Raw genomic sequence first — 23,935 nt, 5'->3', positions numbered from 1 at the left:
CACTTCGCCCCATCCGTCTCCAGAGGCCGCCGCCTGATGCAAACCTCATTCACCCCGGCTCAACTCGCAGACCCTCATATCGCGACCTCAGAGCAGATCCTGCGTAAATGCGTGCATTGCGGCTTCTGCACCGCCACCTGTCCGACCTATGTCACGCTCGGCAACGAACTCGACAGCCCGCGCGGCCGCATCTACCTGATCAAGGACATGCTGGAAAACGACCGTCCGGCGGATGAGGAGGTCGTCACCCATATCGACCGCTGCCTCTCCTGCCTTTCCTGTATGACCACCTGTCCCTCCGGCGTGAACTACATGCACCTCGTGGATCACGCCCGCGTCCACATCGAAAAGACGTATAAACGTCCGCTCGGTGACCGCCTCGTGCGCGCCGTGCTTGCCGCCGTTCTGCCCTATCCCGGTCGCTTCCGGCTGGCGCTGAAGGCGGCCGCGCTCGGCCGCCCCTTCGCGAGCTTGCTGAAACGCATCCCGCCGCTAAAACCCTTCGGCACCATGCTCGATCTCGCACCCTCGAAGATCGCACTCGCTTCTGCCGCAGATACGCCGGGCACGCACCGTATCGATGGTGTGAAGCGCGGCCGGGTGGCGATCCTTTCCGGCTGTGCCCAGCCGGTGCTCCGGCCGGAAATCAACGAGGCGACCTTGCGGCTGCTTGCCCGGCTCGGCATCGAGGTGGTTGTGCCCGAGGGGGCCGGCTGCTGCGGCGCGCTGGTCCATCACATGGGCCGCGAGGAACAGGCGCTGGACGCCGCCCGCCGCATGGTCGATGCCTGGCTGAAGGTGAAGGAGGAAGGCGGGCTCGATGCCGTCATCATCACCGCCTCCGGCTGCGGCACGACGATCAAGGATTACGGCCACATGCTGCGGCTCGATCCCGCCTATGCCGAAAAGGCGGCGCAAGTTTCGGCCCTTGCCAAGGATATCACCGAATATCTGGCAAGCCTCGATCTGCCGGCGCTGGAGAGGAAAACACTGACGGTCGCCTATCATTCCGCCTGCTCGATGCAGCACGGCCAGAAAATCACGACGGCGCCGAAACTTCTGCTGCGCAATGCCGGCTTCACCGTGCGCGATCCGGGCGAGGGGCATCTCTGCTGCGGCTCGGCCGGCACCTACAACATCCTGCAGCCGGAAATCTCGGAAAAGCTCAAGGCGCGGAAAGTGCGCAATATCGAGGCAACGAAGGCGGATATCATTGCCACCGGCAATATCGGCTGCATCACCCAGATCGCGACCGGGACAGTGATTCCGATCCTGCACACGGTGGAATTGCTCGACTGGGCCTATGGCGGCCCGAAGCCGGCGATGCTGGAAAAGGTGAGGTAAGGCATTGCGCGCCGATGTGGCGCGCAATGCGGAAGCTGTTTCTTAGCCGCCGAAGATCGTGCGCAGGATATCCACGCCGCGATCGTCATAGGAGACTTCGCCCTGCTTGTTGCCGGGGCCGACGACGATGACCTTGGTGCCGATCGGCGTGCGGGCATAGAGATGCTCGACATCCTGGTTCATCATGCGGATACAGCCGGAAGACATGTTCTGGCCGATGGTCCAAGGCTGATTGGTGCCATGGATGCGGAAGCCTGAGTCGGACTTGCCCTTGTAAAGGTAGAGCGCGCGGGCGCCGAGCGGGTTGTCGATGCCGCCTTCCTGATAGGCAGGCAGGATATGGCCCTTCTTGCGCTCGCGGACGATCATTTCCGGCGGCGGCGTCCAGCCGGGCCATTCGGCCTTGCGCTGCACCTTGACGACACCCGACCAGCCGAAGCCTTCGCGGCCGACGCCGATGCCATAACGCGTCGCCTTGCTCGGACCTTCGACGAGGTAGAGATACTTGTTGTTGGTATCGACGATGATGGTGCCCGGCGCTTCATCGGTCTTGAGCCGGACCTTGGTACGCCAGAACTGCCTCGGCGGCTTCTTCTGCTGCGTGGCGACGAGCGTGACGTCGCTCTGGGCAGCCGCGGTCTTGGCGGCTGGCGTGAAGGCGGCGGCATTGGAAGCCGTCAGCAGCAACGTGGCGGTGAATACGGCCGCGAGTATGCGGTGTTTCATGAAATCTCCCTCTCAATCGATCGGTCAGGCAGCCCACGGTGACAAAGAGACTGATCCTTGGTCGAAAGACGCTAACCAAACCTGTGTTTGCCGTGCAAGCCTGCGCTGCCCGCGATAGCCCGAATGTGATCGCAGACGCTGTATCACCGGGAACAGCTGTTGCAGAAACGACACGGGCGACGGGCCGGGAGACCTGAATCTCCCGGCCCGTCGCCCGTTTGCGAATGTTTCGTCAGATCAGATCACCACGACCTTGGTGCCGACATTCACGCGCTCGTAGAGATCGACCACGTCCTCGTTGCGCATGCGGATGCAGCCGGAGGAAACGGCATAGCCGATCGTCCAGGGCGCATTGGTGCCGTGGATGCGGTAAAGCGTCGAGCCGAGATACATGGCGCGCGCGCCGAGCGGGTTTTCCGGCCCGCCCTGCATCGAGGCCGGCAGGTAATGGCCCTTGGCGGCCTCGCGCGAGATCATTTCGGACGGCGGTGTCCAGGTCGGCCATTCGGCCTTGCGGGTGATCTTGTGGGAGCCGGCCCATTCGAAGCCCGGCTTGCCGACGCCGACGCCATAGCGGCGCGCCTCGCCGTTGCCGGTCACCAGATAGAGAAAGCGGTTGTTTGTATCGATGATGATGGTGCCGGCCTTTTCGGTCGTGTCATAGGCCACCATCTGCGGCAGGTATTGCGGGTCCATCTGGCGGCGGGCCGGCTTTTCCGGGCGGGCCATGGCGACGGGCTGAACCTGCCGCTGCGGCTCGGTGGAAATGCCGGGCAGCTGCTGCATCGGTTCGCGCACGCGCATGTTTCGGGTGGCGCTGCGGGTCTGCGGTGCTACGGCTCGCTGCTGGCGATAGACACCGGGATCGACCTGCACGCCGAGCTGCATCACCCAGGGGGCGGTAAGATCGGGGCTGACAATCACCGGCGGGCGATTGCCGTAACGATCCTGCGCCTCGGCGACGGTGGCGAAGACGACAAACAGGGCAGTGGAAAGAACAACGCTTTTCTTGAACATGGCGGACTTAGGACCTTTCGCCGGACGGGGATGCGCCAGGGCATGGCGTTCTGGGCCGGATCGTGGCACCGCTGCGGCAAGCGAATGGTAAACGTGGCATCGGTAAAAGACCGCCGGGCCCGGAAAGCTTTCGGTAGGGTTATCGCCCGCTTTAGAACTATGGTTGGCGATTGGTAAAACGGTGAATAAGGGGTTAAGACGTGACGAACGAGGCGATACCGCAGGGCATTCTCACCGGCAGCGATGGGCAAAATCGTTGCGCCTGGCATGGAGGATTGCCCGACTACCAGCACTATCACGACGAGGAATGGGGCCGCCCGGTTACCGACGATGTCCGCCTGTTCGAGAAGATCTGCCTCGAAGGTTTCCAGTCCGGCCTCTCCTGGCTGACGATCTTAAGAAAACGGGAGGCCTTCCGCGCCGCCTTCGCCGGCTTCGATTTCGATGTCGTCGCGGGGTTCGGCGAGGCGGACATCGCGCGCTGCCTTGCCGATACCGGCATCGTGCGCCACCGCGGCAAGATCGTCTCGACCATCAACAATGCCCGCCGCGCCCAGGAACTGAAGGCGGAGTTCGGCTCGCTCGCCCGCTATTTCTGGCAACACGAACCGTCCAATGCCGAGCGTCCTGCCATCGTCACCTGGGAGGCGATCAGGGCAAATCCGACGACGCCGGTGTCGGTGCGTATTTCCAAGGATTTGAAGAAGCGCGGCTGGACCTTCGTCGGCCCGACCACGGTCTATGCCTTCATGCAGGCCATGGGGCTGGTCAACGATCATATCGAAGGCTGCATCTGCCGCGAACGGATCGAAGAGATGCGCCGCAATTTCGCGCGGCCTTAACGCCGTCCCCTCTCCCCGCAAGCGGGGAGAGGGTTAGGGTGAGGGGCAAATCCCTCATCCCCGAGATATCGGAGCTTTGCCCCTCATCCGCCCTGTCGGGCACCTTCTCACCGCGGGCGGGGAGAAGGGACAAACGGCAAATTCTCAGCCTGGCAAATCACCCGCCGTTCTTGGCGAGCCATTCCTTCATCATTTTGATCTCGCCTTCCTGGGCGGAGATGATGCCCTCGGCGAGCTTCCGCAAGGCCTCGTCCTTGCCGTACTGCAGCTCGATCTTGGCCATGTCGATGGCGCCCTGATGATGGGCGATCATGCCGCGCACGAAGTCCGCATCGGCATTGCCGCTATATTCGATATCCATCGCCGCGTGCATGCGGGCATTGGCCTCGGCAAAGGCGGTGCTCGACGGGCCGGTGTCACCCTTGGGGGCGGCGGCCTGCATGGCGCCGTGGCCCATCTTGCTATGGTCCATGCTCTCCTGAGCGAGCGCAGCGGTGGAGAAAGCCAGGGCGATGGCCGAGGCAGCGAAAAGGGTTTTCAGGGACATATCTTATCCTCTTGTCCTGAATGAAAGTTCGGGCGCTGGGCGCCCGTGTGGTCAGGCAGGGAGGATGGATCGGGGAGGGGGAAACCGCGGCTTCAGCGCCCGGCCGATGAGATGGGCCTCGAGCGCGGGCGCGATGCGGCCGTTTTCGATGCCGTGTCGCTCGATCACAGGATCGTCGATGAAAATCGCGTAACAGGCGGCGCAGAGCAGCGGATGCCCCGGCTGGCCAGATTTGCCGCAAGGGGAAGCCTTCTCCCCGCAGCTCTGAACCGGCGTTGCAGCCGCATGGCCGGCATGCGCAGCGTGTTGCATGACAGCCGCATTCTCGGTCTTCAGGGCCGCCAGATGCTGCGTCTGGCCAAGCGCCGATGTCCAGCCGCTCAAGGCTGCGCAAAGGAAACAGAGCATGAGGACGATGGCGCGCATGCGGCCAACATAGGTGCGGCCTATCCGTAAGAAAAGATGCGCGGCCGGTTTTGCCGTGATCTTTCTGCGCTCCGTCACGCTTCTGAACGGGCGAAGGCGAAGATGCCTTCCATGCGATTGCCCCTGATGCCGAGGGTCGAGGTGCCGATACACCAGATGGGCCGCGCCTCGCCGGCCGATCGCAACAGCGTGCAGTAGCAGAAGGACGATGCCGCCGCCGTTGCCTGTTCGAGGATCGTCAGCACCGTCTTGTGGTCAGCCGGATGGTAGGCTTTCAAGAGGTCGAGCAGACCGCAAAGACTGTCGGCCAGTGCATGCCGGATGCGGGCGATTTCACCCACCCGGAACAGTCCGGTATCGAGGTCGCAATGCCAGCCCTCGGTCACGTGACGGGCTTCAGTCACGTCGCGCAGCCATTGTTCATGGGCTGCGACAGCCTGCGGATGAACAGCGCCGAAGCCGGGTCGTGGAATCTGGAACATGTAGGGGATGGTCGCTCCGTCGATACGGTTCATGGATGCGACATTTCGGCCGGTCTTTTTCAGCCGGGGCACAAATGCCGCTTGTGGTGGCGGGCAAGACGCTTTCATCTTGTGCGTGCGCAAAGGTTTCCCTTTGATTTTTCTAGAATAATCGACAGTGTAGGAGTTCGGAATGGCACGGATTGATCATTTACTTTTCCTGTGGTGGTGAAATTTGAATGATTGCATTCGTAGATTGCGAGAAGGCGACATGCTGATCGGAACGGTGAGCGAGCTGGTGCGCCAGCTCCACGACTACCGGCGCAAGGCCGGTCTCAGCCAGAGCGATATCGCCTGGAAGCTGGGCTTTTCCCTACCGACCGTGTCGCGCTGGGAGCGCGGCATCTGCACGCCGGACCTGCGCGCCGTCGGTGCCATCGTCGATTTCCTGCGCCGCGCCGACAGCCACGACGAAAAAACCCTGATCCGCTCGATCCTTATGGCCCGCGACAGCCGCAATCTCTGGGAAGGCGAGCAGGTGCGCTATCTCGCGGGCTCGCGGCAGGAATATATCGATACGCCGCAGATGCGCGCGGTGGTCGGCACCAGCATCCGCCATCACCTGACCGGCCTCTATCAGGATTTCATCGAGGATGCGGCGATGATCGCCAGCCTCAGGGCACGCGAGCTGGCGAGCGTCGATATCTATGGCGGTGCGGCGCTTTCGACGACCAGCATTCCCGAAGGCTTCGTGCAGCTGAAACGCATGACCTTCCAGTCGCAGCTGAAGGGCATCATCCGCGCCGAAACCCATTCCATCCTCATTCCGGCCACCGACGCGCCGATGCTGCACGGCGCACAGCTCCATAGCTGGGATGCGCTGTCGCGGCCGCTCTAAGGCTTGCCGCCTCGGGTACGATCGTTTAGGGAAAGCCGACACCCGCAAAAGCCCGGACCGGATCCCCATGACCGACAAGAAGAAAAAGCCTCAGAAGCTCAGAGCCCGCCTGCCGCGCGGCTTCGTCGATAGGTCCGCTGCCGATATCCGCGCCACCGACGAGATGATCGCCAAGATCCGCGAAGTCTACGAGCGCTACGGCTTCGACCCTGTCGAAACGCCGCTCTTCGAATATACCGATGCGCTCGGCAAATTCCTGCCTGACAGCGACCGCCCGAACGAAGGCGTCTTCTCGCTGCAGGACGACGACGAGCAGTGGATGAGCGCGCGCTACGACCTGACCGCGCCGCTCGCCCGCCATGTCGCGGAAAATTTCAACGACATCCAGCTGCCCTACCGCACCTATCGCGCCGGCTATGTCTTCCGTAACGAGAAGCCGGGTCCGGGCCGCTTCCGCCAGTTCATGCAGTTCGATGCCGATACGGTCGGCGCCGCCGGCGTGCAGGCCGATGCCGAAATGTGCATGATGATGGCCGACACGATGGAAGCCCTCGGTATCGCCAGAGGGGATTACGTGATCCGCGTCAACAACCGCAAGGTTCTGGATGGCGTGCTGGAAGCCATCGGCCTCGGCGGTGATGACAATGCCAATGCCCGCCTCACCGTGCTGCGCGCCATCGACAAGCTCGACAAGTTCGGCCCGGAAGGCGTGAAGCTGCTGCTCGGCGCCGGCCGCAAGGATGAAAGTGGTGACTTCACCAAGGGGGCAGGCCTGAACGCGGAGCAGATCGAGAAGGTGCTGTTCTTCGTCGGCATCACCGATTACGCCGAGAGCGCCGACGCGCTTGCGGCACTGGTCGCTGGCACCTCCAAGGGTGCCGAAGGCGTCGAGGAACTGAACCTGATCGGCAGCCTCGTGACCAGCGCCGGCTACGATGCCGGCCGCATCAAGATCGACCCGTCCGTCGTCCGCGGCCTCGAATATTACACCGGCCCAGTCTTCGAAGCCGAGTTGCAGTTTGCCGTCACCAACGAGAAGGGCGAAAAGGTCGTCTTCGGTTCGGTCGGCGGCGGCGGCCGATACGATGGCCTCGTGTCGCGCTTCATGGGCCAGCCGGTGCCGGCCACCGGCTTTTCCATCGGCGTCTCGCGCCTGATGACGGCGCTGAAGAACCTCGGCAAGCTCGGCGTGGAAGAGGTCGTCGCCCCCGTCGTCGTCTGCGTCATGGACCGCGATACGACAAGCCTCGGCAAGTACCAGCAGTTCACCCAGACGCTACGCCACGCCGGCATCCGCGCCGAGATGTATCAGGGCAACAAGAAGAACTTTGGCGACCAGCTGAAATACGCCGACCGCCGCAACGCCCCGCTTGCCATCATCCAGGGATCGAGCGAACGTGACGCTGGTGAAGTGCAGATCAAGGACCTGATCGAGGGCAAGCGCCTCTCCGGCGAGATCGAGGATAATGCGGCCTGGCGCGAAGCGCGTGTGGCGCAGGTCTCGGTGCCGGAAGGCGAATTGGTCGAGAAAGTGCGTGAGATGCTGGCCGCGCAGGCCGAGGATCGGAAGCGGAACGGCTGATGGCACGCGGCGAGGCGGCGAAGAACGCTTTCCCCGATGGGAAGAGGAAGGAGCGATGCGCTCCGTTGTCCCCTCTCCCCGCGAGCGGGGAGAGGGCTAGGGTGAGGGGCGAACTCTCCTCCTCGAGCCTGTCGCGACATCGCCCCTCATCCGGCCTGTCGGCCACCTTCTCCCCGCAGGCGGGGAGAAGGGAGATGCCGCACCCTCTCAATTCCATCTCCCCTTTGTCGGAAGGTCTTCTGACGGACACTGGACTTAGCCCATGACCCTCATCAACCTGCCGGATTTCGCCGGCGATCTCATCGCGGATTTCGAGCGGCTCGGCACGACGCGCGTCGATACGCCGGTCATCCAGCCGGCCGAACCCTTCCTCGACATGGCCGGCGAAGACCTGCGCCGCCGCATCTTCCTCACCCAGAGCGAAACCGGCGAAAATCTGTGCCTCAGGCCGGAATTCACCATTCCCGTCTGCATGCGCCACATCGAGACCGCGACCGGCACCCCGAAGCGCTATTCCTATCTCGGCGAAGTCTTCCGCCAGCGCCGCGAAGGCGGCAGCGAGTTCTATCAGGCCGGCATCGAAGACCTGGGCACCCGCGATTCCGCCAGCGCCGATGCCCGCGCCGTGGCCGATGCCGTGACGATCCTCGGCGGGTTGTTGCCGGAGAGGCCGCTGGCCGTCACCATGGGCGATCAGGCGATGTTCGAGGCTGTCGTCGCGGCGCTTGGCCTGCCCGCCGGCTGGCAGAAGCGGCTGATCCGCGCCTTCGGCGAGCAGACGCAACTGGAAGCCCTGATGCTGCGGCTGGCAAAGCCCGAACAGGTCGCCGGCCTCGGCGCCGAGGTGGAAGCCTTGCTCGCCAAGGATGATGAGCAAGGCCTCGTCGCCCATATCGATGGCGTGATGGAAGCGACCGGCTATCTCACCAATGCCAGCCGTGCGCCAAAAGAGATTGCCCGCCGGCTGAAGGATAAGCTGGCGCTGGCCGGCACCTCGCTCGATCCCGGCAAGCTGGATGTGCTCCGCGAATTCCTGTCGCTGAACGTCAGCCTGCGCTACGCGCCGGGCGTGCTCGCCGATTTCGCCAAAAGCACCGGCCTGCCGCTGCAGGCGGCGGTCGAGCGTTTCGACGCCCGCGTCGCGGCCTTCGCCAATGCCGGCGTCAAGCTGTCGGATATCACCTGGCGGGCCGCCTTCGGCCGTCCGCTCGATTATTACACAGGCCTCGTCTTCGAGGTCAGCCTGCGCAACGATCACCGGGTTCTGGCCGGCGGCGGCCGTTATGACGGCATGCTGACCTTGCTCGGTGCCGAGGAAAACATTCCGGCCGTCGGCTTCTCGCTGTGGCTGGACCGGATCGAAGCGGTGCGGGGAGAGCGCTCATGATCACCATAGCCTTGCCCTCCAAGGGCCGCATGAAGGACGATGCCTCCGCCATCTTCGAAAAGGCGGGCCTGAAGGTGGTCGCCGTCGGCAACGAGCGCTCCTACCGCGGCCGCCTCGAAGGCATCGACGATGTCGAGATCGCCTTCCTCTCGGCCTCGGAGATTTCGCGCGAGATCGGCAACGCCTCGATCGATTTCGGCGTCACCGGCGAAGACCTGATCCGCGAAGGGCTGGCGGAAGCCGATGGCCGCGTCGAGTTCTGCGCCCGCCTCGGCTTCGGCCATGCCGATGTCGTCGTCGCCGTGCCGGACATCTGGCTCGATGTCGATACGATGGCCGATCTCGGCGATGTCGCCGCCGATTTCCGCGCGCGTCACGGCCGTCGCCTGGCGATCGCCACCAAATACTGGCGGCTGACCCAGCAATTCTTCTCCAGCCAGCACGGCATCCAGCTTTACCGCATAGTCGAAAGCCTCGGCGCGACGGAAGGGGCGCCCGCCGCGGGCTCTGCCGATATCATCGTCGACATCACCTCCACCGGCTCGACGCTGAAGGCAAACCACCTGAAGATCCTGTCGGATGGCGTTATCTTGAAATCAGAAGCCTGCCTCGTGCGCGCCCGCAAGGCGGAGCATCAGGGCGATGCGACCGTGGCCGAGATCATCTCACGCATCCGCGCCGTCGTCTGAGGCCGGTATGGGAGACGCCGACGACATTCCGTCGCTCTACACCCGCCACGCCGATGCCTTCGACCGTCTGCGCGGCAAGACGCTGTTCGAAAGGCTATGGCTCGATCGTTTCGTCGAGGGCCTGCCGAAGGGCGGCGCCATTCTCGATCTCGGCTGCGGCTCGGGTGAGCCGCTGGCGGCTGCCCTCATCGCCGATGGTTTCAAGCTCACCGGCATCGATGTTTCGCCGCGCCTGATCGAACTTTGCCGGGAGCGTTTCCCCGACCATGACTGGCAGGTCGCCGATATGCGCGCCCTGCCGCCGCTCGGCCGCTATGCCGGCATCCTCGCGTGGCACAGCTTCTTCCATCTCGATTTCGAAGCGCAGCGGCGGATGTTCCCAGACTTCTCCGCCCTTGCTGCGCCCGGCGCGTCGCTGATGTTCACGTCCGGCCCGTCCCACGGCGTGGCGATGGGCACCTTCGAAGGTGAACCGCTGCATCACGCGAGCCTTGCGCCGGAAGAGTACCGGGCACTTCTGGCGGAAAACGGGTTTTCGGTGATCCGCCATCAGGTGGAAGACCCGGATTGCGGTGGCGCGACCATCTGGCTGGCGCGCAAGGTCGGCTGATATCTCCCGCCAAATTAACTCTCTGCAAACTCCGCTATCGCCCGAGTTGACGACGCTCGGGCCGGCAGGCTACGTCTGGTGAAAAGCATTTCCATAAGGGTGGAGCAGACGTGGCAGGAAGACTTGTTGTAGCGGGGGGCGGCCAGGCCGCCTTTGCCCTGGTCGCCAAATTGAGGGCGCTGAAGGACGAACGTCCGATCACCATCGTTGCGGGCGAGGCAAGCTTTCCCTACCAACGGCCGCCGCTGTCGAAGAAATATCTCCTGCGCGAGATGGACCTCGACCGGCTGCTTTATCGCCCGGCGGCCTGGTACGCCGAGCACAATATCGACATCCACCTCTCGACGACCGTGACTGCCATCGACCGTGCTGCCCGTAAGGTTACGCTGAGCGACGGCACGGTCCTCGACTACGAAACGCTGGCGATTGCCACCGGCTCGACGCCGCGCCGCCTGCCGGATGCCGTCGGCGGCAATCTCGACGGCGTCTTCACCGTGCGCGATTTCACCGATGCCGACCGGCTGGCGGAAGAGATGAAGCCCGGCCGCCACGCGCTGATCGTCGGCGGCGGTTACATCGGGCTGGAAGCGGCGGCAGTCGCCCGCAGCCTCGGCCTTGAGGTGACAGTCATCGAAATGGCCGACCGTATCCTCCAGCGCGTCGCCTCTGCCGCCACATCCAACATCGTGCGGGAAATCCACAAAGTGCGCGGCGTCGATATCCGCGAACGCACCGGGCTTTCGCACCTCGTCGGCACCGATGGCCGCGTCACCGCCGCCCAACTGACGGATGGCACGACCATCCCCGTCGATCTCGTCATCGTCGGCATCGGCGTCGTCGCCAATGATGCGATTGCCCACGATGCCGGGCTCGCCATCGGCAACGGCATCCTCGTCGATGCGTTCGGCCGTACCGAAGACCCTGCCATTCATGCCATGGGCGATTGCGCCGTGCTGCCCTATCAGGGCCTGAACATCCGGCTGGAATCGGTGCAGAACGCCGTCGATCAGGCAGAGGCCGTGGCGGCCCTCCTTGCCGGCGGCTCGGCACCCTACGAGCCCAAGCCGTGGTTCTGGTCGGATCAATACGACGTCAAGCTGCAGATCGCCGGCTTCGGCCTCGGCCATGACGAAACCATCGTCCGCCCCGGCCAGCGCGAGGGCAGCGTCTCCGTCTGGTATTTCCGCCAGGGAAAATTCATCGCCGTCGATGCGATCAATGACGCCAAGGCCTATGTCACCGGCAAGAAGTTGCTCGATCTCGGCATCACGCCGGACCGCGCCATGCTGGAAGACCCGGCGACCGATCTGAAGTCGCTGCTGCAGTAGGAGCGGTTTGTGTTCCCTTCTCCCCAGCGGGGAGAAGGTGGCCCGAAGGGTCGGATGAGGGGGATGGCCGGCTCGGAATATGCGGCAAAGACCCCCTCATCGCCTCGCATGCGCTCGGCACTTCTCCCCAAGGGGAGAAGGGAAAGTGGCATCTGCAGAGTTACTGCCGGCTTGCGAAATAGCTGCGGGTTTCGAGCTGGAAGCGCGGGAAGAAGAACATGCCCTGCAGCGCGCCGGAATAGCGCTGCTCCAGCCCCGAGGATTCTCCGACGCAGAACACCGGCTGCTTGCTGCCGGAAAGCGTGACGATCGTCGTGGAATAGCAGAATGAGGACGACGTCGTGGCCGCCTGCTCGAACAGTTCGAGCACATGGTTGCGGTCGGCCTGATCGTAGCAGCGCACGAGATTGAGCAGGCCGCATTCGCGCTGACGAAGCCCGTGCAGCGACGCGGCATTGTCGCCGATGTAGAACAGCCCGTTCGACAGATCGCCGGACCAGCCTTCCGAAACGCAGAATTGCCCGAGCATCTCCTGGCTGCTTTCCGCAAGCGAGAGAGCACCGGAAACCGGGAATTGCGAAAGACCCGCTCTGGCTATCTTAAACACGTTCTGCCTCGAAATATGTACGACGTTCGGACGGCATTCGCTGTCCCACTAAACTGGTACCGAAAGGAATGTTTTCCGCGCCGCCGGAAAAGTCCGGCCTGGCTGCGAAAAAATCTATGCTTCACATTCCCTGCAGTCTTGGTAACTGCGCCCCTCTCCAGAAGTGTTCCCGACGGGAAACCCAAGTAGATCGGCGTCTATGGTGCGAGAAGGACTAAACTCTATGTGTGGTCGAATCAAAGGAATGTTCGTTGCACAGTTAATACGAAAAAATTGATCGATTTTAGCTTCGAATCTTTCGTATTCCAGTTCCCGGTGAATCTGTCGTTCACTTGGGGCGCTGTTATAGTTGCTTTTTTCGGGGCATCAATGGGGGCTGCTCAAATTTTTCACACGGCCTGTTATATTTGTTGACGCTGATGTCTCGTTTTCGAAAAGCCACCCAACCTAAACCTCCGCCGAAACAAAAAAGGGCGGTCCGAAGACCGCCCTTTCCATGTCTGCAACAGGCAAGGCCTGATGATTACATCATGCCGTCCATGCCCATGCCGCCCATGCCGCCAGGCATGCCGCCCGGTGCATCCTTCTTCGGCAGTTCGGCGATCATGGCTTCCGTCGTGATCAGCAGCGAAGCAACCGAAGCGGCGTTCTGCAGGGCGGTACGAACGACCTTGACCGGGTCGACGATACCCATGGCGATCATGTCGCCATATTCGCTCGTCTGGGCGTTGTAGCCCCAGTTGTCCTGGTCCTTGTCGAGGATCTTGCCGACAACGATCGAGGCTTCATCACCTGCGTTTTCAGCGATCTGGCGAACCAGAGCCTGCAGGGCGCGGCGGACGATGTTGATGCCGGCTTCCTGGTCGTCGTTGGCACCCTTGACGGTGATCTTGACGGAGGAACGCAGCAGGGCAGTACCGCCGCCGGGGACGATGCCTTCCTGAACGGCAGCGCGCGTCGCGTTGAGAGCGTCGTCGATGCGGTCCTTCTTTTCCTTGACTTCGATTTCCGTCGAGCCGCCGACGCGGATCACGGCAACGCCGCCAGCGAGCTTGGCAAGACGTTCCTGCAGCTTTTCGCGGTCGTAATCGGAGGTGGTTTCTTCGATCTGGGCCTTGATCTGGGCAACGCGGCCTTCGATTTCAGCCTTGGCGCCGGCGCCGTCGACGATCGTGGTGTTTTCCTTGGAGATCGAGATCTTCTTCGCACGGCCGAGCATGTCGAGCGTGACGTTTTCGAGCTTGATGCCGATGTCTTCGGAGATGACCTGGCCACCGGTCAGGATGGCGATGTCTTCGAGCATGGCCTTGCGGCGATCGCCGAAGCCCGGAGCCTTGACGGCAGCGATCTTCAGGCCGCCACGCAGCTTGTTGACGACGAGCGTTGCAAGAGCTTCGCCTTCGACGTCTTCAGCGATGATGACGAGCGGCTTGCCGGTCTGGACGACGGCTTCGAGAACCGGGAGCATCGCCTGCAGGTTCGAGAGCTTCTTCTCGTGGAGGAGAACGAAAGCGTCGTCGAGGTCGGCGACCATCTTTTCCGGGTTGGTGACGAAGTAGGGCGACAGGTAGCCGCGGTCGAACTGCATGCCTTCGACGACTTCGAGTTCGGTTTCGGCGGTCTTGGCTTCTTCAACCGTGATGACGCCTTCGTTGCCGACCTTCTGCATGGCTTCGGCAATATCGAGACCGATCTGCTTTTCGCCGTTTGCCGAGATCGTGCCGACCTGGGCAACTTCTTCCGGGGTGGTGATCTTCTTGGCCTTGGCCTGGAGGTCCTTGACGACTTCGGCAACGGCGAGGTCGATACCGCGCTTCAGGTCCATCGGGTTCATGCCGGCTGCAACGGCCTTGCCGCCTTCGCGAACGATGGCCTGGGCGAGAACGGTTGCGGTCGTGGTGCCGTCACCGGCGATGTCGTTGGTCTTCGAAGCAACTTCGCGGACCATCTGGGCGCCCATGTTTTCGAACTTGTCTTCCAGTTCGATTTCCTTGGCGACCGATACGCCGTCCTTGGTGATGCGCGGTGCGCCGAAGGACTTGTCGATGATCACGTTGCGACCCTTCGGGCCGAGCGTGACCTTCACTGCGTCGGCGAGGATATCGACGCCGCGCAGCATCTTTTCGCGCGCGGTGCGGCCGAACTTAATTTCTTTAGCTGCCATGATAAAAACTCCTGGGGCTGAGGCCCAATTGGTTTTTGGAATGAGAAGTGAAAACCGGCTGGATTAGCCGATAACGCCCATGATGTCGGCTTCCTTCATGATCAGAAGGTCTTCGCCGTTGAGCTTGACTTCGGTGCCCGACCACTTGCCGAACAGAACGCGGTCGCCAGCCTTGACGTCGAGCGCGATCAGGGCGCCCTTGTCGTCACGGGTGCCGGAGCCGACGGCGACGATTTCGCCTTCCTGCGGCTTTTCCTTGGCGGTATCCGGAATGATGATGCCGCCCTTGGTCTTTGCTTCGGACTCGACGCGACGTACAACGACGCGGTCATGCAGCGGGCGGAAGTTGGTGCTTGCCATTGTCTAATCCCTCGATCAAATGACATTGCGGATCGCTGATGGACCCGATGGATGGATGTTAGCACTCCTTGAAGTCGAGTGCTAGCGGCCTGGAGATAAGGATGGTGCGGAAACGAGTCAAGGACGGGCCGTCGAAAATATTTCACGCAAATTGGTTACTGCCTGTTCATGGATATCGCTGATCAAGACGACCGCAATGTGACGCCGACCCGGCCCGGCTTCAAGGAAGCCGCTGGCGTCTGGGCGAAGATCGGCCTTCTCGGCTTCGGCGGCCCGGCCGGCCAGATCGCCCTCATGCACCGCGAGCTTGTCGAGGAGCGGCGCTGGGTTTCCGCAAGCCGCTTCCTGCATGCGCTGAACTACTGCATGCTGCTGCCCGGCCCGGAGGCGCAGCAGCTTTCGATCTATATCGGCTGGCTGCTGCACGGCACCCGCGGCGGCATCGTCGCCGGCACGCTGTTCGTGCTGCCTGGTTTTATCGTCATAACCGGGCTGTCGCTGCTCTATGCGCTCTATCACCAGTCCGGCTGGCTCGAAGGCCTGTTCTTCGGCCTGAAGGCGGCGGTGCTTGCGATCGTTGTCGAGGCGGTGGTGCGGCTCGGCAAGCGGGCGCTGAAGGGTAATTTTTCACGCGCTATCGCCGCTGTGTCGTTCCTTGCGCTGTTCGTCTTCAAGGTGCCGTTTCCGCTGGTTATCCTTGCTGCGGCAATAGCGGGCTATCTCGTGGCAAAGTTTACCGCCACCGCAGGCTCCCCCTTCTCCCCTCGGGCAGAGGGGAAAACAGGAGGCGCCGGCTGGCGCCGCGCCGCCCGTGTCCTGGCACTTTGGCTTGCGCTCTGGACCGCTCCCTTCATACTGATCGCCGTCCTTGCCGGCACCGACAGCGTCTTCATCGCCATCGGCCTGTTCTTCTCGAAGATGGCGGTCGTGACTTTCGGCGGCGCCTATGCCGTGCTCTCCTATGTCGCCCAGCAGGCGGTCGAGACCCATCACTGGCTGCTGCCGGGCGAAATGCTCGACGGGCTGGCGCTGGCGGAAACGACGCCGGGGCCGCTGGTGCTCGTCCTCTCCTTCGTCGGCTTCATGGGCGCGATGCGCGGCGCGACGGGGCTCGATCCTCTGCTGGCGGGCGTGCTCGGGGCGGCGCTGACGACCTGGGTCACCTTCGTTCCCTGCTTCCTCTGGATTTTCCTCGGCGCGCCTTATGTGGAGGGCCTGCGCCAAAACCGCGTGCTTTCAGCGGCACTTGCCGCGATCTCCGCCGCCGTCACCGGCGTCATCCTCAATCTGGCGCTCTGGTTCGGCCTGCACGTGCTTTTCGCCGGCACCACGGAGCTTGACTGGGGGCCTCTCTCCCTCACGCTTCCCGATCTTGCGAGCTTCCGCCCGGTCGCTTTCCTGCTAACCGTCCTTGCCCTTGCCGTCACCTTCATCGGTCGCGCCGGGGTGCTGCCGGTTCTGGCGATCTGTTCCGTGGCCGGGTGGCTCACAAGCCTGATTTAGCGGCTTTTCGGCGCGATTCTTTGGGATTTGGCGGCGAAATGGCATGCTCAGGCTTGTCTTTTGGGTGTGTGCCTGCGATGTCACCGGCACCCATGTTTTCAACGGAAGTCGGTATGCCCGCTCGGATCAACAGTTTTCGCGATATCGCCAGCCGCTACGATGTCGTGCTGTGCGATGTGTGGGGCGTGCTGCACAATGGCATTGCAGCCTTCCGGGAGGCCTGCGAGGTCCTGACCGAAGCGCGCGCCCGCGGCCTGACCGTTGTGCTCATCACCAATTCGCCGCGCCCGCATCCCGGCGTCATCGTCCAGATCCGCGGCCTCGGCGTGCCGGATACGGCCTATGACCGCATCGTCACCTCGGGCGACGTCACGAGGGCGCTGATTACGGCCGGCCCGAAGAACATCTTTTTCATCGGCGCCGAGAAGGATCTGCCGCTGCTTGAAGGTCTCGATGTCGAGATGGTGTCCTCGGAAAGCGCCGAGATCGTCGTCTGCGCCGGTTTCTTCGACGACGATACCGAAACGCCGGATGACTATCGCGCCACCCTCATGGGTCTGGCGCGTCGCAAAGTACCGTTCATCTGCGCCAATCCCGATCTCGTGGTCGAGCGCGGCCATCGGCTGATCCCCTGTGCCGGCGCCATCGCCAAGGTCTATGAAGAGCTGGGCGGCGAAACCCGCATTTCCGGCAAACCCTATATGCCGATCTACCGCGCCTCGCTGGCCGAAGCCAAGGCGATCCGCGGCAACATCGACCTGTCGCGCGTCATCGCCATCGGCGACGGCATGCCGACCGACGTCAAGGGCGCGCAGGATTTCGGCCTTGACGTGCTCTATATCAGCGCCGGCATCCATGCCCGCGAATATATGGTGGGCGATAAGACCGACGAAGCCAAGCTCAATGCCTTCCTGAAGAGCGAGGGGGCAACGCCGAAGTGGTGGATGCCGCGTTTGGCCTGATACCTCGAGAACATGACGATGACCGTATTCCACCGCAATGAAACCCGTCAGCCGCTTCCGGAGGCCCTGTGGGGCGGCGTCATCGCCATCGGCAATTTCGACGGCGTGCATCGCGGCCACCAGTCGGTTCTGCGCCGTGCCCTGGACGAGGCCGAAGCCCGCGGCGTGCCGGCCCTTGTGCTCACCTTCGAGCCGCATCCGCGCACGGTGTTCCGGCCGGATACGCCGGTCTTCCGCCTGACGCCGGCGCCGCTGAAGGCGCGCATTCTCGAAGGCATGGGCTTTGCCGCCGTCATCGAGTTTCCCTTCGACCGCACTTTCTCCGAGCTTTCGGCCTCGGCCTTCATCAGGACGATCCTGCTCGACTGGCTGCATGCCGGGCATGTCGTCACCGGCTTCGATTTCCATTTCGGCAAAGGCAGGGAAGGCGGCCCGGCGTTCCTGATGGCGGCCGGTGAAGAGCATGGCTTCGGCGTGACGCTGGTCGATGCCTTCCGCGACGAGAATGCCTCTGTCATCTCCTCCAGCCATATCCGCGCGCTGCTCGGCGAAGGCGACGTGTCGCAGGCCGCGGGCCTGCTCGGCTATCGTTACACGGTGGAAGCCGAGGTCATCGGCGGCAAGCAGCTCGGCCGCACGCTGGGCTACCCAACCGCCAACATGCAGCTTCCGCCCGAAGTCGAGCTGCGCAACGGCATCTACGCCGTCAAGTTCCGCCGTCCCGACGGCAGCGTCCACGACGGCGTCGCGAGCTTCGGCCGCCGCCCGACCGTCGATACCGATGGCCACGCCCTGCTCGAAACCTTCGTCTTCGATTTCAGCGACAGCCTGTATGGCGAAATCTGTTCGGTCTCCTTCTTCGGCCATCTGCGCGACGAGCTGAAGTTCGACGGCCTCGATCCGCTGGTCGTGCAGATAAAGAAGGACGAGGCGGAGGCGAGGGCGTTGCTATCCGGCGTCAAGCCGCTCAGTATCATCGACAGCAAGATCGCCTTTGCGGCTGCTGCAACTCCCGAAGGATAATCCCGATGGCCACCACGCCCCGCCGTCCCGTCAGCGCCATGGATGCTGCCGAAGCCCTGTTCAAGCCGGTCAAGAAGCCGGCCGCCCCGGCCGTCGAAAAGCGCGCGCTGCCGGAGGTGAAGGAACTGGTATCCCTGAAACTGGACAGCGCCGTGATCGCGTTTTTCCAGGAAGGCGGGCCGGGCTGGCAGGACCGCATCAACGACACCCTGCGGGCGGCGATGCAGAAAGAGCTTGGCGCCTGATCTTTCGGCGGCCGCAAGCCCCCTTCCTTTTCGCGAAAAAACCGCTTAAACAACCGCCACCATGATGCTCAACCGGCTGACCATCGATCTGCGAATTACTGGCCCGGCCTTCCGCGCGCTCTGAGCGAGGCCGGAAGGTCCGGGATTTTGGGCGTTCCCTTCGCCCCCGCCGTCATTGATTGACCATTCCCACGCCTGCGCGGCTGCCGCGCGATGAGACGATATCCCATGACCGATACTGCTGAAACGCTCGATTATTCGAAAACCCTCTATCTGCCCGAAACCGACTTCCCGATGCGCGCCGGCCTGCCGCAGAAGGAGCCGGAAACGGTTGCCCGCTGGCAGCAGATGGACCTCTACAAGAAGCTGCGCGCCTCTGCCGCCGGCCGCGAAAAATTCGTGCTGCATGACGGCCCGCCCTATGCCAACGGCAACATCCACATCGGCCACGCGCTGAACAAGATCCTCAAGGACGTCATCACCCGCTCGTTCCAGATGCGCGGTTTTGACAGCAACTACGTTCCGGGTTGGGATTGCCACGGCCTGCCGATCGAGTGGAAGATCGAGGAAGAAAACTATCGCGCCAAGGGCAAGGCCAAGCCTGACCTGAAACAGCCCGACGCGATGATCGAGTTCCGCAAGGAATGCCGCGCCTATGCCGAAAAGTGGATCAAGATCCAGGGCGACGAGTTCAAGCGTCTCGGCATCATCGGCGATTTCGACAATCCGTACCTGACGATGAATTTCCACGCGGAAAGCCGCATCGCCGGCGAACTCCTGAAGATCGCCATGAGCGGCCAGCTCTATCGCGGCTCCAAGCCGATCATGTGGTCGGTCGTCGAGCGCACGGCGCTGGCGGAAGCGGAAGTCGAATATCACGACTACGAGAGCGACACGATCTGGGTGAAATTCCCGGTAGCCGGCGGTTCGGCAGAGCTTGCCGATGCCCATGTCGTCATCTGGACCACCACGCCGTGGACGATCCCCGGCAACCGCGCCATCGCCTATTCGCCGAAGGTCGCCTACGGCCTGTACGAGGTCACGGCCGCCGAGAACGATTTCGGCCCGCGTCCGGGTGAAAAACTGATCTTCGCCGATGCGCTTGCGGAGGAGTCTGCGGCCAAGTCCAAGCTCACCTTCAAGCGCCTGCGCGATGTGTCGGCAGACGATCTCGCCGGTATCACCGCTTCGCACCCCCTCAAGGGCCACGGCGGCGGCTATGAATTCGTCGTTCCGCTGCTCGCTGGCGATCACGTCACCGATGATGCCGGTACCGGTTTCGTGCACACCGCTCCGTCCCACGGCCGCGAAGACTTCGAAGCCTGGATGTCCGGCATCAAGGAACTCGAAGCCCGCGGCATCGACACCCGCATCCCGTTCCCGGTCGACGACAGCGGCACCTACACCGCCGACGCCCCCGGTTTCGAGGGTGCCCGTGTCATGGACGACAACGGCAAGAAGGGCGATGCCAACGACCGCGTCATCAAGGCGCTGATCGAGCGCAACGCGCTGTTTGCCCGCGGTCGCATGAAGCACCAGTACCCGCACAGCTGGCGCTCCAAGAAGCCGATCATCTTCCGCAACACGCCGCAATGGTTCGTCTACATGGACAAGGACCTGAAGGACGGCACGACGTTGCGCACCCGCGCACTGACCGCGATCGACGACACCCGCTTCGTGCCCGCTGCCGGCCAGAACCGCCTGCGCGCCATGATCGAGCAGCGCCCGGACTGGGTTCTGTCGCGTCAGCGCGCCTGGGGCGTGCCGATCTGCGTCTTCGCAGACGAAGAAGGCAACGTGCTGCAGGATGCTGAAGTCAACGCCCGCATCCTCGAAGCCTTCGATGCCGAAGGCGCGGACGCATGGTTTGCTGCCGGTGCCAAGGAACGTTTCCTCGGAAACAAGCATGACGCCTCCAAGTGGACGCAGGTCATGGACATCCTCGATGTCTGGTTCGATTCGGGCTCGACCCACACCTTCACTCTGGAAGACCGCCCGGACCTGAAATGGCCGGCAGACGTCTATCTCGAAGGCTCCGACCAGCATCGTGGCTGGTTCCATTCCTCGCTTCTGGAATCGGCTGCCACCCGCGGCCGCGCGCCCTATGACACGGTCATCACCCATGGTTTCACCATGGATGAGAAGGGCCAGAAGATGTCGAAGTCGCTCGGCAACGTCGTGTCGCCGCAGGACGTGATGAAGGATTCGGGCGCCGATATCCTGCGCCTCTGGGTCATGACCACGGATTATTGGGAAGACCAGCGCCTCGGTAAGACGATCATCCAGACGAACGTCGATGCCTATCGCAAGCTCAGGAATACCATCCGCTGGATGCTCGGCACGCTGGCCCACGACAAGGGCGAGGAGATCGCCCGCGACGCGATGCCGGAACTCGAGCGCCTGATGCTTCACCGTCTGGCGGAACTCGACATGCTCGTGCGCGAAGGCTACGACGCCTTCGATTTCAAGAAGATCGCCCGCGCGCTGATCGATTTCTCCAACGTCGAGCTGTCGGCCTTCTACTTCGACGTCCGCAAGGACACGCTCTACTGCGACGCGCCGTCGAGCCTGCGCCGCCGGGCAAGCCTTGCGGTCATCCGCAAGCTGTTCGAATGCTTGGTCACCTGGCTTGCGCCGATGCTTCCCTTCACCACGGAAGAAGCATGGCTGTCGCTGAAGCCCGATGCCGTCTCGGTGCATCTGGAGCAGTTCCCGGTCGTGCCGGCCGAATGGCTGGACCCGGCTTTGGCTGAGAAGTGGAAGAAGATCCGCACCGTGCGCAAGGTCGTGACCGGCGCGCTGGAAATCGAGCGCCGCGAAAAGCGCATCGGTTCGTCGCTGGAAGCCGCTCCCGTCGTGCATGTTGCCGATGCCGAGCTTCGGACAGCTCTCGAAGGTCAGGATTTCTCGGAAATCTGCATCACCTCGGATATCCGCATCGTCGCGGATGCCGGCCCGGCCGATGCCTTCCGCCTTGATGACGTCGCCGACGTCAGCGTCGAGGCGAAGGCGGCAGAAGGCCGGAAGTGCGCCCGCTCGTGGCGCATCACCGCCGATGTCGGCTCCGATCCGGCCTTCCCGGATGTCTCGGCCCGCGACGCGGCCGCGCTGCGCGAACTCGGCTTCGGCGCCTGATTGCCTGAAAAGCCCCGGTGCAGCCGGGGCTTTTTTGATGTTTGCGGGGTTTTCCGCAGCTCGTTTTACGCTTTGTTTACCGGGTCAATTGCTCTTTGAAGGAGCCTCCGGTAAAACGCTGCCTGAAATTTGGCGGATTTTTACGCCAAGGGGGCGCGGGGCGGTCGTCGGACCGGCTTTTGCTGGAAGGGTTTTCATGGGAATGACACGAGAGTTTCGAGTGTATGCCGCGGTCGCGGGCATCGTCGCCGGCAGTGCGGTCCTGACGGGTTGCCTCGGCGATCCGACCTACGGCACCAACAAGTCCTCCGGTGAGCACCTCATCGACGACCTCGGCAGCGCCATCAGCCTCGAAACGCCGAACGCCAAGGAAGCCGCCAAGGTGAAATACCAGCCGCGTGGCGCGCTGGTGATGCCGCCGTCCGCGGAAAAGACCGCGCTGGTGCAGCCGCAGCAGTCCATGACGCAGGGCAACCCGGAATGGCTGGAATCCCCGGAAGAAACCCGCCAGCGCCTGCGTGAGGAGGCTGACGCCAACGCCAGCGATCCGACCTACGTCTCGCCGCTCGCCAAGGCCAATGCCAACGGCCGCGCCCTGACCGCCAAGGAACAGCAGGAAGCTTACCGCGAAGCCCGCAAGATCCAGATGGGCGCCTATGCCGACAAGCGCCGCTTTCTCAGCGACCCGCCGCTTGAATACCGCAAGCTGCCGGAAGAGGCGACTGCCGATCTCGGCGAGCCGGAAAAAGACAAGGAACGCCGCCGCAAGAAGGAAGCCGCGATCCAGGGGACCGGCAAGAAATGGTGGCAGGTATTCTGATGCCGTTGGCCCGAAGCATGCTTCGGGCCTTTTGCTTTGTGGGGTTGCCTCTTTCCCTTCTCCCCTCGGGGAGAAGATGCCCGAAGGGCAGATGAGGGGGTGTTTCCACAAATTCCGAGCCTGCCGTCCCCCTCATCCGGCGCTGCGCGCCACCTTCTCCCCGAGGGGAGAAGGGAAGGGAGCAAGCGGCAAATCCATGTAAATCCTCTTCCACTCCTGAGCAGGTTCTTCCCATGACGCTTTCCATCCGCGAAGCCGTGCGCGCCGATGTGCCGGTCATCCTTCATTTCATCCGCGAACTCGCCGTCTACGAGAAAGCCGGCCACGAGGTCGAGGCCACCGAAGCCTCGCTGGAAGAAGCGCTGTTCGGTCCGGCGACGGTCACGAAAGCCGCCATCTGCGAAAAGGATGGCGTGGCCATCGGCTTTGCCTGCTGGTTCCTGAGCTTCTCCACCTGGCAGGCGAAGAACGGGCTTTATCTCGAAGACCTCTATGTCACCCCCGAGCATCGCGGCTCCGGCGCCGGCAAGGCGCTTCTCAAATATCTGGCGCGGACGGCGCTCGAAAATGGCTGCGGCCGCTTCGAATGGAGCGTGCTCGACTGGAACGAGCCGGCGATCCGCGTTTATGAGGCGATCGGCGCCGAGCCGATAAGCGAATGGACGCGCTACCGGCTTTCGGGCGACGCCCTTGCCGCCTTTGCCGCCGGCTGAAAAAAATCTTAAAAAAATGCATCGGCCTGTCGATCGCGTCGATGCTCGTTCGTCGTATGGTCAGGAAAGCCGCGGTGGTTTCCAGAATCAGAGGAGTAAGACGATGCGTGTGATGGTGATCGTAAAGGCGACCGGGGATAGCGAAGCGGGCATCATGCCCTCGACCGAGCTTCTGGAAGCAATGGGCAATTACAACGAGGAACTGGTCAAGGCCGGTATCATGCTGGCCGGCGAGGGGCTTCATCCGTCGTCGAAGGGCAAGCGCATCGCCTTCGACGGCCCCGGCCGCACCGTCATAGACGGCCCCTTTGCCGAGACCCGCGAACTGATCGCCGGTTTCTGGCTCTGGGAAGTCAAGGACATGGCCGAGGCCGTCGAATGGGTGAAGCGCTGCCCGAATCCGATGCTGGGGCCGAGCGAAATCGAAATCCGCCCGGTCTTCGAAGCCGCCGATTTCGGCGAGGCGCTGACCCCGGAAATTGCGGCGCAGGAAGAGCGGCTGCGCGAACAGCTGTCCAAGTAAGCGTCCGTCTTGTCTCGCGCCAC

General features: G+C 62.9%; 24 protein-coding genes. 16 read left to right on the top strand and 8 right to left on the bottom strand.

The annotated features are described in order from the left end of the window. Nucleotides 1–36 precede the first annotated feature (36 nt). Complete coding sequence (gene glcF / locus ASC86_RS02960; protein WP_056315764.1) at nucleotides 37–1,344, top strand: glycolate oxidase subunit GlcF; 1,308 nt, start codon at nucleotides 37–39, stop codon at nucleotides 1,342–1,344. A 42-nt stretch (nucleotides 1,345–1,386) separates the two neighbouring features. Here glcF and ASC86_RS02955 read toward each other — a convergent pair whose 3' ends face one another. Together ASC86_RS02955 and ASC86_RS02950 are read right to left on the bottom strand one after the other, a co-directional pair. After that, nucleotides 1,387–2,070 (bottom strand): L,D-transpeptidase, encoded by a 684-nt coding sequence (locus ASC86_RS02955; protein ID WP_056315761.1) that lies wholly within the window; start codon nucleotides 2,068–2,070, stop codon nucleotides 1,387–1,389. 237 nt (nucleotides 2,071–2,307) lie between these two features. After that, complete coding sequence (locus tag ASC86_RS02950) at nucleotides 2,308–3,087, bottom strand: L,D-transpeptidase (protein ID WP_056315758.1); 780 nt, start codon at nucleotides 3,085–3,087, stop codon at nucleotides 2,308–2,310. A 200-nt stretch (nucleotides 3,088–3,287) separates the two neighbouring features. Here ASC86_RS02950 and ASC86_RS02945 point away from each other — a divergent pair, with 200 nt between their 5' ends. After that, a complete protein-coding gene (locus ASC86_RS02945) occupies nucleotides 3,288–3,929 on the top strand; it encodes a DNA-3-methyladenine glycosylase I (RefSeq protein WP_244477508.1) in 642 nt (213 codons plus the stop codon). Between the two features lie 157 nt (nucleotides 3,930–4,086). Here the strand turns inward: ASC86_RS02945 and ASC86_RS02940 are convergent, their stop codons facing one another. The 3 genes from ASC86_RS02940 to ASC86_RS02930 form a co-directional block, all read right to left on the bottom strand. After that, nucleotides 4,087–4,476 carry a DUF305 domain-containing protein gene (locus ASC86_RS02940; RefSeq protein WP_056315755.1) on the bottom strand — a complete coding sequence of 130 codons (390 nt, stop codon included), beginning with the start codon at nucleotides 4,474–4,476 and terminating at the stop codon, nucleotides 4,087–4,089. 51 nt (nucleotides 4,477–4,527) lie between these two features. After that, nucleotides 4,528–4,902, bottom strand: a complete 375-nt coding sequence (locus ASC86_RS02935; RefSeq protein ID WP_156386878.1) for a hypothetical protein — start codon at nucleotides 4,900–4,902, stop codon at nucleotides 4,528–4,530. A gap of 74 nt (nucleotides 4,903–4,976) precedes the next feature. Then, nucleotides 4,977–5,417, bottom strand: a complete 441-nt coding sequence (locus ASC86_RS02930) for a hypothetical protein (protein ID WP_056315749.1) — start codon at nucleotides 5,415–5,417, stop codon at nucleotides 4,977–4,979. A 217-nt stretch (nucleotides 5,418–5,634) separates the two neighbouring features. Here ASC86_RS02930 and ASC86_RS02925 point away from each other — a divergent pair, with 217 nt between their 5' ends. The 6 genes from ASC86_RS02925 to ASC86_RS02900 all read left to right on the top strand — a co-directional run bounded on the left by ASC86_RS02925 (nucleotide 5,635) and on the right by ASC86_RS02900 (nucleotide 11,857). After that, nucleotides 5,635–6,261, top strand: coding sequence for a helix-turn-helix transcriptional regulator (locus tag ASC86_RS02925; RefSeq protein WP_056315746.1), 627 nt, complete (start codon nucleotides 5,635–5,637; stop codon nucleotides 6,259–6,261). A gap of 67 nt (nucleotides 6,262–6,328) precedes the next feature. Next, the gene (hisS, locus tag ASC86_RS02920) at nucleotides 6,329–7,843 is read left to right on the top strand and encodes a histidine--tRNA ligase (RefSeq protein WP_056315743.1); all 1,515 of its coding nucleotides are present in this window, start codon (nucleotides 6,329–6,331) and stop codon (nucleotides 7,841–7,843) included. A 262-nt stretch (nucleotides 7,844–8,105) separates the two neighbouring features. Continuing rightward, a complete protein-coding gene (locus ASC86_RS02915; RefSeq protein ID WP_056315738.1) occupies nucleotides 8,106–9,230 on the top strand; it encodes an ATP phosphoribosyltransferase regulatory subunit in 1,125 nt (374 codons plus the stop codon). After that, entirely contained in the window at nucleotides 9,227–9,919 is a 693-nt protein-coding gene (gene hisG, locus ASC86_RS02910; protein ID WP_056315735.1) for an ATP phosphoribosyltransferase, read from the top strand. Before ASC86_RS02915 ends, hisG begins: the two co-directional genes overlap by 4 nt. Before the next feature lie 7 nt (nucleotides 9,920–9,926). After that, entirely contained in the window at nucleotides 9,927–10,529 is a 603-nt protein-coding gene (locus tag ASC86_RS02905) for a class I SAM-dependent methyltransferase (RefSeq protein WP_056315733.1), read from the top strand. Nucleotides 10,530–10,639: 110 nt separating this feature from the next. Beyond that, the gene (locus ASC86_RS02900; protein ID WP_056315726.1) at nucleotides 10,640–11,857 is read left to right on the top strand and encodes an FAD-dependent oxidoreductase; all 1,218 of its coding nucleotides are present in this window, start codon (nucleotides 10,640–10,642) and stop codon (nucleotides 11,855–11,857) included. Between the two features lie 160 nt (nucleotides 11,858–12,017). On the opposite strand, the gene ASC86_RS02895 is transcribed toward ASC86_RS02900, so the two are convergent. From ASC86_RS02895 to groES, 3 genes are all read right to left on the bottom strand, one after another. Continuing rightward, nucleotides 12,018–12,455 carry a hypothetical protein gene (locus tag ASC86_RS02895; RefSeq protein ID WP_244477539.1) on the bottom strand — a complete coding sequence of 146 codons (438 nt, stop codon included), beginning with the start codon at nucleotides 12,453–12,455 and terminating at the stop codon, nucleotides 12,018–12,020. Nucleotides 12,456–12,987: 532 nt separating this feature from the next. Then, on the bottom strand, nucleotides 12,988–14,628 hold the full coding sequence (groL, locus tag ASC86_RS02890; protein ID WP_056315720.1) for a chaperonin GroEL: 1,641 nt from the start codon (nucleotides 14,626–14,628) through the stop codon (nucleotides 12,988–12,990). A 63-nt stretch (nucleotides 14,629–14,691) separates the two neighbouring features. Then, entirely contained in the window at nucleotides 14,692–14,988 is a 297-nt protein-coding gene (gene groES / locus ASC86_RS02885) for a co-chaperone GroES (protein WP_056315717.1), read from the bottom strand. 168 nt (nucleotides 14,989–15,156) lie between these two features. Here groES and chrA point away from each other — a divergent pair, with 168 nt between their 5' ends. The 8 genes from chrA (at nucleotide 15,157) to ASC86_RS02845 (ending at nucleotide 23,912) form a co-directional block, all read left to right on the top strand. Further along, nucleotides 15,157–16,491, top strand: a complete 1,335-nt coding sequence (chrA, locus tag ASC86_RS02880; RefSeq protein WP_056315714.1) for a chromate efflux transporter — start codon at nucleotides 15,157–15,159, stop codon at nucleotides 16,489–16,491. A 113-nt stretch (nucleotides 16,492–16,604) separates the two neighbouring features. Beyond that, nucleotides 16,605–17,453, top strand: coding sequence for a TIGR01459 family HAD-type hydrolase (locus ASC86_RS02875; protein ID WP_056315710.1), 849 nt, complete (start codon nucleotides 16,605–16,607; stop codon nucleotides 17,451–17,453). Nucleotides 17,454–17,471: 18 nt separating this feature from the next. Further along, complete coding sequence (locus ASC86_RS02870; RefSeq protein WP_056318164.1) at nucleotides 17,472–18,476, top strand: bifunctional riboflavin kinase/FAD synthetase; 1,005 nt, start codon at nucleotides 17,472–17,474, stop codon at nucleotides 18,474–18,476. A 5-nt stretch (nucleotides 18,477–18,481) separates the two neighbouring features. Then, nucleotides 18,482–18,721 carry a BrnA antitoxin family protein gene (locus tag ASC86_RS02865; protein ID WP_056315704.1) on the top strand — a complete coding sequence of 80 codons (240 nt, stop codon included), beginning with the start codon at nucleotides 18,482–18,484 and terminating at the stop codon, nucleotides 18,719–18,721. 228 nt (nucleotides 18,722–18,949) lie between these two features. Next, on the top strand, nucleotides 18,950–21,856 hold the full coding sequence (ileS, locus tag ASC86_RS02860; protein WP_056315701.1) for an isoleucine--tRNA ligase: 2,907 nt from the start codon (nucleotides 18,950–18,952) through the stop codon (nucleotides 21,854–21,856). Nucleotides 21,857–22,052: 196 nt separating this feature from the next. After that, nucleotides 22,053–22,676: a hypothetical protein gene (locus ASC86_RS02855; protein WP_056315697.1), complete on the top strand. Its 624-nt coding sequence runs from the start codon at nucleotides 22,053–22,055 to the stop codon at nucleotides 22,674–22,676. 233 nt (nucleotides 22,677–22,909) lie between these two features. Then, entirely contained in the window at nucleotides 22,910–23,389 is a 480-nt protein-coding gene (locus ASC86_RS02850) for a GNAT family N-acetyltransferase (protein ID WP_056315694.1), read from the top strand. Nucleotides 23,390–23,492: 103 nt separating this feature from the next. Further along, the gene (locus ASC86_RS02845) at nucleotides 23,493–23,912 is read left to right on the top strand and encodes a YciI family protein (protein ID WP_056315691.1); all 420 of its coding nucleotides are present in this window, start codon (nucleotides 23,493–23,495) and stop codon (nucleotides 23,910–23,912) included. The last annotated feature ends 23 nt before the right edge of the window (nucleotides 23,913–23,935 follow it).

This window comes from Rhizobium sp. Root1212 (assembly GCF_001424985.1).
Lineage (GTDB): Bacteria > Pseudomonadota > Alphaproteobacteria > Rhizobiales > Rhizobiaceae > Pararhizobium.
Note: the sequence above shows the minus strand (reverse complement) of the source record. Positions and strands in the feature narration are given on the sequence as shown.